Below are 12274 nucleotides of genomic sequence, written 5' to 3' on the forward strand. Positions count from 1 at the left end.
AAGCGCTTCGGCGAGACCGGCGGCGTCGGCGCGCCGACGGTTGCGTTCGGCGCGGGCCGCCTCGATCTCGGCGCTCAGCTCGGCGAGCCGGTTGCGCTGCGCCAGCCGTTCGGCCGCGGCGGTGGGCGCGTCGGCGGCGGCGACGAGGCCGTCCCAGCGCCAGAGCGCGCCCTCGCGGCTGACCAGGCGCTGTCCGGGGCGCAGCTCGGCGCACAGCGCGCGGGCGGCCGCGGCCTCGACCAGACCGACCTGCGCCAGCCGACGCGCCAGCAGGGGGCTGCCCGATACGTAGCGCGAGAGCGGCTCGACTCCGGCCGGCAGGGTGGGATCTTCGGTGCCCGTCACCGCGCTGAAGTGCAGCGGCGCCCGGTCATCGCTCGAGGCCTCGAGATCGTCCCCGAGCGCCGCGCCGAGGGCGGTCTCGTAGCCTGGGACGACCGTCAGCTGATCAGCGATCGCCGGCCACCTGCGGGCCCCGCCGTGATCGAGGATGCGGCTCAACGTCTGCGCCTCGGCTTCGAGGCGGTTGAGGCTGGCCTCGAGGCCCTGCAGATCGGGTCGCAGGGCATCGGCGGCCTGTTGCGCCGCCCCGGCCGCCGCTTCGGCAGCGAGGGCCTCGGCCTCCGCGGCGGAGGCCGCGAGGCGCGCTGCCTCCAGCGCCTCGCGCCGGGCGGCAAGGGTGGCGTCGGCGCTCAGCGTCGCTGCCAGCCGCTCGGTCTCGCGCGTCAGGTCGGCAACCTGGGCTTCGAGGCGCTGCGCCCGCGCCCGGGCGTCCAGAAGCGCCCGCTCGGCGGCGGCGCGGCGGGCCCGCACCTGAGCGAGGGCCTCGGCGGCGGCCTGCGCCTCGGCCTCGGCGGCGACGACGTTCGCCCCGGCCGTCGCTGCGGCGAGGCGCGCCGCCTCGAAAGCCGCGGCTTCGTGCGCGGCCTCGGTGGCGAGCCGCTGCCGTTCCTCGTCGGCGAGCCGCAGCGCCTCCTCTCCTTCGCGGACCAGCAGGCGCTCGCGCTCGGCGTCGCGCGCCACCTGGGCGGCGCGCTCGCCGAGTTCCCGGCGTCTTGCCTCGGCGCGCTTCGCCTCGCTGTCGAGCTGCTCGGCGAGGATGGTCAGGCGCTGCAGCGCCGCCCCGGCCGCGGCCTCGTCCTCGCGCAGCGGCACGAGCGCCCGGTCGGCGAGGAACAGGACCTTCTGCGCCTCGAGTTCGACATGCTGCGCGCCGGCCAGCTCGCGCACGGCGCGGGCCTGCGCCGCCTCGGCGTCCTTTTCGGCGAAGCGCGCGGCGATCCAGCGCAGGTGGAACAGCATCGCCTCGGCGCGCCGGATGTCACCCGACAGCGCCTTGTAGCGCGCCGCAAGCCGCGCCTGGCGCCGCAGCGCATCGAGCTGCTGCTCGACCTGCGCGACGATGTCGTCGACCCGTTCGAGGTTCTGCTCGGCGGCCCGAAGCCTGAGTTCGGCCTCGTGCCGGCGCGAGTGGAGACCGGAAATGCCGGCCGCCTCCTCGAGTAGGGCGCGGCGCTGCTGCGGCTTGGCGGCGATCAACTCCCCGATCTGACCCTGGCGCACGAGGGCGGGCGAATGCGCCCCGGTCGAGGCGTCGGCGAACAGCAGCTGCACGTCCCGCGCCCTCACCTCGCGGCCGTTGACGCGATAGACCGAGCCCTGTTCCCGCTCGATCCGGCGCGTGACTTCGAGGACGTCGGCGTGGTTGAGAGGGGCGGGGGCCGTGCGGTCGGCATTGTCGAGGACGAGGGTGACCTCGGCGCTGTTGCGGCTCGGCCGGCCACCGGACCCCGAGAAGATCACGTCGTCCATGCCCGAGGCGCGCATGGCCTTGTACGAGCTTTCGCCCATCACCCAGCGCAGCGCCTCGACCAGGTTGGACTTGCCGCAGCCGTTCGGGCCGACGACACCGGACAGGCCAGGCTCGAGGTGGAGCTCGGTCTGGTCGCAGAAGGACTTGAAGCCGGTGAGCTTGAGGCGCGTGAACTTCATCGCGCGCCCCCTCGGGGGCAGGCGTCAGGCAAGCAGCGGATCGATCTCTGCCTTGAGCGCCTCAAGCGTGTTTTCCCCGGTCAGCATCTTGCCGTTGATGTAGAAGGTCGGAGTACCCTGCAGCTTGAAGTCGTTCAGCGCCTGGTCCCGCAGCTTCTCCAGTCCCTGGTAGAGGGTCTGATTCGTCAAGGCAGCGTCGTAGCTTTCCTTGGTGAAACCGAGTTGCTGGGCCACCGCGAACATCGCATCGGCCGGGGTGTTGGAAGTCGCCCACTGCGCCTGCGTCTTGAAGAAGGTGTCGATGACGTCGTGATACTTGGCGTCGCCGGCGGCCTCGGCCAGCATGAACACCACGGCATCCAGCACGTTGCGCATGAACGGGCGCGGGATGAACTGGATCTTGTTGGTGTCGACGTACTCGGCCTTGAGCCCCGGATAGACGTCGGTGTGGAACGCGGCGCAGTGCGGGCAGGTGGGCGACAGGTACTCGATCATCACCACCCTGGCATCGAGGGGGCCGAGCGGATGGTCCTTCACGTCCCCGGCCGGGGTCATCAGCTTGGCGACATCGAACTGGGCGCCCGGGGCCGGAGCGGGGGCGGCACCCTCGACGGCGCTGGCGGTCTCCGTGCGGCCACCGAGGAAGTACCAGCCGGCACCCGCGGCCGCCACCACCACGGCAGCGCCGGTCCCGATGAGCATGTTGCGACGGTTGGCCACTGCACTACTCCGTTCCTGCGATCAACGCGATATATGAGGTTAGCATAGATGCGGCAAGCTCAACCCCCGATGAACATTCCGCGATCCTAGGGCTGGCCGGCGTCCTTGCGGCGACTGCCCTGCGCGATCGCCTGGCCGAGCCGTCGCAGCGCGTCGCGCATCTCCGCATCCGCGACCCCTTCGACGGTGCGCGCGATGCGGGCGCGCGTGACCTCGGCGAGCGCCGCCGGCGGGCGGGCGGTGGCCCCGGGTGCGGAGCGAAGCGGCTCGGCGCTGAGCCGCACCTGGCCGACCAGCACGTAGCCGAAATAGCGGTTCACCGCCTGGACGATGCGCTGGCCCTCGTGCGCCAGCGCCAGGGCATGACCGGGATGGCAGCGCAGCACCAGCGTCGCGCCTTCGACGCCCTTTTCGCCGCGCGGCCAGACCAGCTTGTCGGGCTGCGCCACGTCGCCATAGGGCGGCGGCGCGATCGCGGCCCAGTGGGTGAGGATGTCGCGGCTGGCAAAGCCGCGCTTGCGGAACACCGGATCGAGCGCGCCGCCGAGCGCCTCGGCGACCCCGACGGCGCGGTTGAGGCGCCTCGGCGCCGCATCGTCCTTGCTCCCTGCTCCGCGTGCCACTGCGAACAACTCTCCTCCCCGCTTGCGCCCGGCGCCGCGGGACGGCATCTGATCGGCCATGCCGACCGCTGCCGCCTCAACCGATCCCCTGCCGCTCGACGCGACCGCCGTGCTGGCCTGGTACGACCGGCACGCCCGCACTCTAGCATGGCGCGTGGCGCCGGAGGATAGGGCACGGGGCGTCGTCGCCGATCCCTATCGGGTCTGGCTCAGCGAGGTGATGCTGCAGCAGACGACGGTCGCGGCGGTCGGGCGCTACTTCGCCCGCTTCACGGCGCTCTGGCCGACCGTCGCCGACCTGGCGGCCGCGCCGCTCGATGCGGTGCTGGTCGAGTGGGCCGGGCTCGGCTACTACGCGCGGGCCCGCAACCTGCATGCCTGCGCGGTGGCAGTGGCCGAGCGCCACGGCGGCCGCTTCCCGACGCGCGCGGAGGCACTGCTCGGCCTGCCCGGCATCGGTCCTTACACCGCTGCGGCGATCGCCGCGATCTGCGCCGACGAGCGGGTGGCGGTGGTCGACGGCAATGTCGACCGGCTGGTGGCGCGCTACCTCGCACTCGAGGTACCGGTGCGCGATGCCAAGGACCTGGTCCGCGCCACCGTGCAGCAGGCGGTGCCGGCGCGGGCCGGAGACTTTGCCCAGGCGCTGATGGACCTCGGCGCCACCATCTGCGCGCCGCGCCAGGCCAGCTGCCTGCTCTGCCCGCTCGCGCCCGGCTGCCGGGGGACGCGGGGCACGCCGCTCGCCTACCCGGTGAAGGCGGCGAGGCCGGAGCGGCCGACCCGCCACGGCCATGCCTTCGTGATCCGCGACGCGGCCGGCGACGTCTACCTGCGGGCCCGGCCCGGCAAGGGGCTCTTGGCCAGGATGACCGAGACGCCGGGCACCGATTGGGTCGCGGCCCCGGCGCCACCGGACTTCCCGCTCGCCGCCGACTGGCGACGGATCGGGGAGGTGGTGCACGTCTTCACCCACTTCCGGCTCGAACTCGAGGTGTGGACGGCGGTTGCCCCCGAACCCGGGCAGCTGGCCGACGGCTGGTGGGCCTCGCCGGGCGAGCTTTCGGCCGAAGCGCTGCCAAGCCTGTTCCGCAAGGTGCTGGCGAGTGCCGGGATGGACTAGTGCGCCCGGCCGGGGAGTGGGGATAGAGTGATTCCGCCTCCGGCATGAACGCGCTAAGTATCTGTAGATAAACGGATAATCTGTGCGTTCGCCACGTTTCGGCCACCATGCTGAACGGGCTTGTTCTCGCGCGCGGCATAGCGCACCGGCGGCGGCAGCCGGAAAAGGTGCCGCCGGCATCCCGGGGGATGCCGGCGGCGAGCGCAGCCTGTTGATTGGAGGTCAGTTCAGGCCGAAAGTCGTTCCATCTGGGCGCGCACCTGCGCGCGGAAAGTATCGATCGGGGCGAGCCGGCCGCCCTCGCGGGCATGCCAGAAGGTCCAGCCGTTGCAGGCCTCGGCGCCCTGCACCAGGGCACCGACGCGATGGATCGAGCCCATGTGGTCGCCCGACACCAGCGAGCCATCGGCCCTGACCAGCGCGCTCCAGCGCTGCCGATCGTCGTAGAGCTCGGTGCCGGGGGTGATCAGCCCCATCTCGACGAGGGCGCCGAAGGCGACGCGCGGCGCCTGCCGCTTCGGCACGGCGGTCTCGATGGCCGCCGCCGCGTAGGGCCGGATCGCCGCGAGGCGCTTCAGCGCCCCGGCCACATAGGCCTCCTCGCGCTCGATGCCGATGAAGTGCCGCCCGAGCTTCCTGGCCACCGCGCCGGTGGTGCCGGTGCCGAAGAAGGGATCGAGCACCACGTCGCCGGGCCGCGTCGTGGCGCTCAGCACGCGATGCAGCAGGGCCTCGGGTTTCTGCGTCGGATGCAGCTTGTCGTCGGCCTCGTCCTTGAGGCGCTCGGCGCCGGTGCAGATCGGAAACAGCCAGTCCGAGCGCATCTGCACATCGTCATTGGCCTGCTTCAGCTGCTCGTAATTGAAGGTGGGGCGGCTGTCGCGGTGCCTCGAGGCCCAGATCAGCGTCTCGTGCGCATTGGTGAAGCGCGTGCCGCGGAAGTTCGGCATCGGGTTGGCCTTGCGCCAGACGATGTCGTTGAGCAGCCAGAAATCGAGATCCTGCAGCGCCGCGCCGACGCGGAAGATGTTGTGGTACGAGCCGATGACCCAGATGGCGCCATCGGGCTTGAGGACGCGCCGCGCCGCCTTGAGCCAGGCGCGGGTGAACGCGTCGTAGTGGGCAAAGCTGTCGAACTTGTCCCACGCATCGTCGACCCCGTCGACGCGGGACTGGTCGGGACGGGTCAGGCCCTGCTCGAGCTGCAGGTTGTACGGTGGATCGGCGAAGACGAGATCAACGGAGCCGGCCGGCAAACCGTTCATGTGTGCGATGCAATCGCCCACGAGAATGGTGTCGATCGGGAGCCTCGAGCCCCCATCCGCATCGGCGGAAGCCGCCATACGCGCGGTACGCAACATCTACTCGAACCCTGACGCAGCACTAACGGGATCGGTTGTAAGGTGTTAGGGTTAAAGGGAATTTAAGCGGCGGGGTTAAGCGGAGGTTAATCTCGCCGCCCGGCAGCTGCAGAGCCGCGGGGCTGAACCATCCCCGCCCGGACCACCGGTCAGGCCGCGGCAGACCGCAGTCGCAGGGCCTCGGCACAGGGGGCGAAGTCCATGCGGTGGTGGCGGCCGGGGCCATGTTCGTCGAGGGCGGCGAGATGGGCCGGCGCGGCATAACCCTTGTGGCTCAGGAAGCCGTAGTGCGGCTCCTCGGCATGCATGACCGCGCACATCCGGTCGCGCGTCACCTTGGCGACGATCGAAGCGGCGGCGATCGACACGGAGCGGCCGTCGCCGCCGACGATCGCCTCGGCCGGGCAGGGCAGATCGCGCGGCAGCCGGTTGCCGTCGACGAGGACGTGATCGGCGGCGCGGCCGAGCCGCAGCACCGCTTGCCGCATCGCCCACAGCGTCGCCTGGAGAATATTCAGCTCGGCAATGAGCGCCGGCGGCGCCACGGCGATCGACACCGTCGCCGTGGCGAGGATGCGTTCGTACAGCGTCTCGCGCGTTTCCGCCGACAGCTGCTTGGAGTCATTGAGGCCGGGCGGAATGCGGCGCGGGTTGAGGATCACCGCCGAGACCACCACCGGGCCGGCCAGAGGCCCCCGCCCGGCCTCGTCGACGCCGCACACGCGGGTGGCGCCGCGGCGCAGGGCGGCACGCTCGAAGGCGAAATCGGGGACGGTCGGCGAATCGGCAGGCATGCGACAAAGCATGGCCAGAAGCGGCGGCGCGGCAAGGGGGGAAGGGCGGGCGCAGGTCGTTCACCCCTCGCGGAAAAGGTGCCCGAGGGGCGGATGAGGGGGGTCTCGCCAGCTGCTGCGTGTTCGTCAGGCGGTCCACGCCAGGCTGCCAACGGCGGTGCAGGACCGGCACCGAACCGCCAATCAGAGATGCAAGGTCGACCCTGCGTCCTTGAGGATGCCATTGGCCGTGTGACGGCTCTTCAAGTTGAAGGGGACGGTCACTTTGTGACCGTCCCCATTTTGCCAGACCTCATGCCGGTTCGTTTCCAGATACCGGTAGCCAAGGTTCTTCAGTTCGCTGACAACGGCATTGTAGAAGCCGTTCGACAATCAGGCCATCACGTGCGGAGTGGCAGGACGCTGCCACAGTATAGCCGGGATGAAGCTGGCCAGATTGCTCGCGTTGACAAGCGAAACGGCCTGCTTTTCCATGTGGTTAGCTACGATCAGATCAGGCGCCAGATCCATCATGACGGACTCGAATTCATCGATGGTTTCCGCTTCGATGTGGAAACCGTCTATGTCGCTCTCCGAGTAGTAGACCTGCGCTTCCTCATCCCACAGGGCTCGCACGGTAAAGCTGCGCTTCACCATCTTCCATTCCCCTTGTTTGTGAGTGGCTTGCGTGGCTTGGACCAAACCACACCACCATATGGTATTGCAGTCTATTTTCACCAAGGAAGCAGCGCAAGAGTGAAGTGCCGGCTTCAGTATGCAGGACACGATCGACTCGAACGCTTCTGAAGCCGCCCCTGCCGTCTTGCCCGGGCTCCGATGCGAGAGCCCTGTCCCTCGCGTGCAGGAGCGGACCGGCTCCCGCCGGCACGGGCCTGCCTTTCAGAACAGGCTCATCTGGCCGTCGTCGAGCACGGGCGGCACGAAGAGATCGGTGCGGAGCGGCGGCAGCGGCTTGCCGAGCCCGTAGCGGGCGCGGGCGATGTCGAGGCGCTGGCGCAGCAGCACCGCATAGGCACCCTCGCCGGTCATCCGCGTGCCGAAGTTCGGATCGTTGTCGCGGCCGCCGCGGGTGTCGCGCACGAGGCCCATGACGTGGCCGACCCGATCGGGGAAGTGCCTGAGCAGCCATTCGCGGAAGATGTCGCGCACCTCGCCGGGGAGCCGGACGAGGATCATCTGCACGTCGCGCGCGCCCTGCGCCGCCGCGGCATCGAGGATACGCTCGAGCTCCATGTCGTTGATCGCCGGGATCATCGGCGCGGCCATGACGGTGACCGGAATGCCGGCCTCCGACAGCAGCCGCACCGCCTCGAGGCGCTTCTCGGGCGTCGAGGCGCGCGGCTCGAGCTTGCGCGACAGCCTGTGGTCCATGCTGGTGATCGACAGCGCCACCCGCACCAGGTTCAGGTCGGCCATCGGCTTGAGGATGTCGAGATCGCGCACCACCAGCGCCGACTTGGTGGTGATGGTCACCGGGTGCCGCGTCTCGGCGAGCACCGCGAGGATTTCCCTGGTCAGCCGGTGCCCGCGCTCCGCCGGCTGGTAGGGATCGGTATTGGTGCCCATGGCGATGGGCTTGGGGCGATAGCGCTTGTCGGCCAGTTCGCGGCGCAGCAGCTCCACCGCGTTCACCTTGACATAGATGTCGCGCTCGAACTCGAGCCCGGCCGAGTGGCCGAGATAGTTGTGCGAGGGCCGTGCGTAGCAGTAAGCGCAGCCGTGCTCGCAGCCGCGATAGGCATTGATCGAGCGGTCGAAACCGATATCGGGACTCTCGTTGCGGGTGATGATCGAGCGCGCCCGCTCGACATGCTCGATGGTCTCGAACGGCTTGAGGTCCTCGACATTGCCGGCCTCGTGCCCCCAGCCATCGTCCACCGCCTCGCGGCTCTCCCGGTCGAAGCGGCTGCCGCGATTGCTCTGCGCCCCGCGCCCGCGATTGGTCGCCGGATCGAGCAGCCGCCGGCCGACAAGGTCCGCATCGCGCGTCCCGCTCAGTCTTTCCAGTTGCTCGAACGAGGGCGCCACGCGCAGGGCCATGAGACATCTCCGACGGACCGGGCAACGACTCGCCACGGTAACGTTCCGTTAGGAATAGCAGCTGAAGGCGAACGAAACAAGAACAAACGGACCTGAACCGCCCGCGTCGCGGCAGGGGGAAGTTGTTGGCGTCTGAAGATCGGTGTCGACGTCACTCTGTCTGAGGCTGGGACCGGTCGTGCCGCAGGCTCGGTGTCATTCCCGCGCAAGCGGGAAACTCCGTTTTCGGGGAGGCCAAGGGAACAGGGATTCCCGCTTTCGCGGGAATGACGCCGCTGGGGGGCGGGAATGATCCGGCGGGGATAGATCTGGTGCCACATCCTCGATGTCATCCCGGCGGAGGCCGGGACCCAGCGCTCTCCGCCGGCTAGGGGTGTGGGGAGACTTCTCAGGATGGGCCCCGGCCTGCGCCGGGGTGACAGCGGTGGGTGGGGCGGGATGGGGCGCATTTAGCGCTTCGTCACACCCTTCGCGCCTTGCAGATGTCGTAGTGGCCGGCCCAGGGGCGGAGCTGCTCGAAGGTGGCGCTGGCGGCGAGGACGTCGGTATCGGCGTAGCGGCGGCCGACGAGCTGCATGCCGACGGGCAGGCCGTCGACGAGGCCGGCGGGGATCGAGGCGGCCGGGTGGCCGGTGAAGTTGAAGGGGTAGGCAAGGCTCCAGCCGATCAGCGGATCGACCGCCTCGCCATTGACCTCGGCGGGGCCGAGCGTGTTGCCGCCGGGCTGGTTCAGCGGCGGCAGGCAGGCGAGGGTGGGGGTGACGAGGAGGTCGTGATCGGCAAACACCGCCTGGATGCAGTCATAGACGTGGGTGCGGGCCGCCTGGTCGCGGCGGAGATCGGCGGCGGTCTGGGTCCGGCCCCAGTCGATCCAGCGAAGGTACTCGGGCGGGAAATCGTCGCGGTGATCGGCGAGGAGGTCGAGACCGCCGGCCTTCACCGCTTCGAAGGTACCGAGGTTGAGCGGCATCATCAGGCGGGTCCACAGGTCGCTGAGGTCGCGCTGCCCGATGGTGAGGCCGAGGCGGACCTCCTCGACGATGGCGCCGGCATCGGCGAAGGCGGCGACGGCGCGGCGCACCGTTTCGGCGACGCGCGGATCGATGGGGAAGACATCGAGATCGGGGCTGTAGGCGATGCGCATGCCCTTGATCGGGCGCTGGAGTGCGCCGAGGAAATCGACGCTCTCGTCGAGGCTGAGCGGATCGCGCGGGTCGTAGCCGGCGAGCACGCTCATGGCGAGGGCGGCATCCTCCACCGTGCGGGTGATCGGGCCTTCGAAGACGAAGGGCATGTCGCCGGCAAACCCATTGGGGCGCATCACCACCGGGACACGGCCGAAGCTCGGCTTGTAGCCAAAGACATTGCACCAGGCGGCGGGGATGCGGATCGAGCCGCCGGCATCGGTGCCCTCGGCGAGCGGCAGCAGCCCGTCGGCGACGGCGGCGGCCGAACCGCCGGACGAGCCGCCCGGATTGCGGCTGACGTCGAAGGGGTTGTTGGTCGCGCCGAACAGATAGTTGTCGGTGACGCCGCGCAGGCCCATCACCGGCGCGTTGGTCTTGCCCACGAGGATGGCGCCGCCCTTCTCGATGCGCTCGGCGAACACGCAGTGGAACTGCGCGATGTTGTTTCTGAGTGCGCGCACGCCGCCGAAGGTGGTGGGCCAGCCGGGCTTGAAATCGAACAGGTCCTTGATGGCGGCGGGAACGCCGTGCAGCGGCGGCAGGGCGTCGCCCGCCATCACCTGCCGTTCGGCCCGGCGGGCCTCGCGGCGGGCGTCCTCGAAGCCGAAATGGATCAGCGCGTTGAGGCTGGGATTGCGCGCCTCGATGCGGGCGATGGCGGCCTCGACGACCTCGATAGGCGACAGCTCGCGGTGGCGGATGCGGCGCGCCAGCGTGGCGGCGCTGGCATAGGCAAATTCGTTTGCGTCCAAGATCGATCTCCCCTCGTCGAGGCCGAGCTTGGCACCTGCCGACCGGCGGAGTCCATCCGACCGAAGTGGGGGCAACGTCCGCCTCCCGTCGGCGCGCGGGCACAAATCGACAGGTGAGTCATATAAGTTCTCATCGTGTATGAATGTTGCTGCAGCAATCGAAAGCGAGTCTGGCGCGCGTTAAGCAAGATTCCTGTCGGATGTCGCCGGTGCGGAAAGCTGATACTATAGTCATGGAATAGAGCTTTAATCTGTTTTCGAAACCGCCGAGTGGCAGTATATTGGAGGCGCCGGGTATGATGCAGGCTGCAGGAGTCTCGTTCCTTGATGCAGCCGCGCCGCCGGGCCGGCTGCCGCAGATCACCCTCGAGGCCGTTGCAGCCGCCTCGCAGTGGGATGCGTTATTGTCTCGCGCACCGTTCCCGCACAGCGTGCAGAGCTTTGCCTATGGCACGGCGAAGGCGGGGCACGGCTGGCACGTCGCGCGGGTGCTGGTGCGCCATGCCGGCCAGCCGGTGGCCATGGTGCAGGTGCTCGAACGGCGCATGTTCGGGCTCAGACTCGTCACCCGGATCAACCGCGGGCCGATATTCCTCGACGCCCGGCCGCCGCGCGAGCTGGTGGTCGCCGTGTATCGCGCCATCCGCCAGCGCTGGGGTCGGCTGCCGCGCGGCGTGCTGCTCATCGCTCCCGCGCTGGAGGCGGGCGAGGAGGGGCATGCCATCATGACCGAGGCCGGCTACCGGCGGCGGCGCGGCAATGGCTGGGGCTCGGCGCGCATCGACCTCAGCCCCGATATCGAGACGGTGTTTGCCGGCCTCGACGGCAAGTGGCGCAACCGGGTGCGGGCCGGCCAGCGTAGCGGCGTGACGGTGCGGGTGACGCGCGAGGGCGCCGATTTCGCCTGGATGGCCGACCGCCACCTCGAGAACATGCAGGCCAAGGCCTTTTCCGGCCATGACCGGGGCTTTCTCGCCGCCCTGCGGCAGAGCTTCGGCGACGACCTGGTGCTGGTGCAGGCGATCCACGAGCAGCGGCCGGTGGCCGGCCTGGTGCTGATCCGCGTCGGCCCGCTCGCCGATGGCGTCGTCGCCTGGTTCGGCCCCGAGGCGCGCGACCTGAAGGCGGGCAATGTCGTCGCCTGGGGCGCCATCGCGGAAATGCATCGGCTCGGCTGTACCACCTACGATGTCGGCGGCACCAACAGCGACAAGGGCTGCTCCACCTTCAAGGCCGGCATGAAGGGCGAGGACTACCTGCTGCTCGGCGAGTATGTCGGCGTCTGACGCGCTCTAGAAGCGGACCTTGCCGGTGACGCTGAGGCCGGAATACCAGGCCTCTTCGGTTGCCACTGCCGTGGTGCCCGGCGAACCCAGGGTGCTCTGGGCAGGGGCAAGCGGCGCCGAGGCGACATCGGAATAGTAGACGACATGCGCCGTCGCCTCGATGCTCGCCTGCGGTCCGAAGGCGTAGGACGCCGTAACGCCGAGTTCGGCGGAGCCCGACACGTCCGACAGGCTCGCCGTCGCCGTGCGCGTCGTGTTGTTGACGAGCTCGTAGGACTGATCGTAGGCGCTCGCCAGCAGTGCCGCGCTGGCAAAGACCGAAAGGCCGAGACCGGCCGTCCCGTCGGGCGGCCCGAGACGATACTCCACCGCCAGCACCGGACCGCCGAACGTGCT

12 protein-coding genes are annotated in these 12274 nt (G+C 69.7%); 2 read left to right on the forward strand and 10 right to left on the reverse strand.

Translation table 11 applies throughout. The annotated features are described in order from the left end of the window. From ACE3TU_RS12335 to ACE3TU_RS12345, 3 genes are all read right to left on the reverse strand, one after another. A partial coding sequence (locus ACE3TU_RS12335; protein ID WP_374624566.1) for an AAA family ATPase occupies positions 1-1992 on the reverse strand: 1992 nt, incomplete at its 3' end. 24 nt (positions 1993-2016) lie between these two features. Continuing rightward, positions 2017-2712 carry a thioredoxin domain-containing protein gene (locus tag ACE3TU_RS12340; RefSeq protein WP_374624568.1) on the reverse strand — a complete coding sequence of 232 codons (696 nt, stop codon included), beginning with the start codon at positions 2710-2712 and terminating at the stop codon, positions 2017-2019. Between the two features lie 86 nt (positions 2713-2798). Next, positions 2799-3335 (reverse strand): DUF721 domain-containing protein, encoded by a 537-nt coding sequence (locus ACE3TU_RS12345; RefSeq protein WP_374624570.1) that lies wholly within the window; start codon positions 3333-3335, stop codon positions 2799-2801. A gap of 58 nt (positions 3336-3393) precedes the next feature. On the opposite strand from ACE3TU_RS12345, the gene ACE3TU_RS12350 reads away from it, so the two are divergent. Continuing rightward, positions 3394-4458 (forward strand): A/G-specific adenine glycosylase, encoded by a 1065-nt coding sequence (locus tag ACE3TU_RS12350; RefSeq protein ID WP_374624572.1) that lies wholly within the window; start codon positions 3394-3396, stop codon positions 4456-4458. Positions 4459-4685: 227 nt separating this feature from the next. Here the strand turns inward: ACE3TU_RS12350 and ACE3TU_RS12355 are convergent, their stop codons facing one another. The 6 genes from ACE3TU_RS12355 to ACE3TU_RS12380 all read right to left on the reverse strand — a co-directional run bounded on the left by ACE3TU_RS12355 (position 4686) and on the right by ACE3TU_RS12380 (position 10592). Then, positions 4686-5819 carry a site-specific DNA-methyltransferase gene (locus ACE3TU_RS12355; RefSeq protein WP_374624574.1) on the reverse strand — a complete coding sequence of 378 codons (1134 nt, stop codon included), beginning with the start codon at positions 5817-5819 and terminating at the stop codon, positions 4686-4688. Positions 5820-5968: 149 nt separating this feature from the next. Next, positions 5969-6613 carry a ribonuclease HII gene (locus ACE3TU_RS12360; protein ID WP_374624575.1) on the reverse strand — a complete coding sequence of 215 codons (645 nt, stop codon included), beginning with the start codon at positions 6611-6613 and terminating at the stop codon, positions 5969-5971. Between the two features lie 183 nt (positions 6614-6796). Continuing rightward, the gene (locus ACE3TU_RS12365) at positions 6797-6985 is read right to left on the reverse strand and encodes a type II toxin-antitoxin system HicA family toxin (protein ID WP_374624577.1); all 189 of its coding nucleotides are present in this window, start codon (positions 6983-6985) and stop codon (positions 6797-6799) included. Then, entirely contained in the window at positions 6986-7249 is a 264-nt protein-coding gene (locus tag ACE3TU_RS12370) for a DUF1902 domain-containing protein (RefSeq protein WP_374624578.1), read from the reverse strand. It lies immediately after the preceding gene. Between the two features lie 243 nt (positions 7250-7492). After that, positions 7493-8653, reverse strand: coding sequence for a PA0069 family radical SAM protein (locus ACE3TU_RS12375; protein WP_374624580.1), 1161 nt, complete (start codon positions 8651-8653; stop codon positions 7493-7495). A gap of 460 nt (positions 8654-9113) precedes the next feature. Continuing rightward, positions 9114-10592 (reverse strand): amidase, encoded by a 1479-nt coding sequence (locus tag ACE3TU_RS12380; RefSeq protein ID WP_374624582.1) that lies wholly within the window; start codon positions 10590-10592, stop codon positions 9114-9116. A gap of 296 nt (positions 10593-10888) precedes the next feature. On the opposite strand from ACE3TU_RS12380, the gene ACE3TU_RS12385 reads away from it, so the two are divergent. Then, entirely contained in the window at positions 10889-11878 is a 990-nt protein-coding gene (locus tag ACE3TU_RS12385; RefSeq protein ID WP_374624584.1) for a lipid II:glycine glycyltransferase FemX, read from the forward strand. A 6-nt stretch (positions 11879-11884) separates the two neighbouring features. On the opposite strand, the gene ACE3TU_RS12390 is transcribed toward ACE3TU_RS12385, so the two are convergent. Continuing rightward, on the reverse strand, positions 11885-12274 hold a 390-nt coding region (locus ACE3TU_RS12390), incomplete at its 5' end, for a hypothetical protein (protein WP_374624586.1).

Source organism: Devosia sp. (assembly GCF_041917035.1).
GTDB lineage: Bacteria > Pseudomonadota > Alphaproteobacteria > Rhizobiales > Devosiaceae > Devosia_A.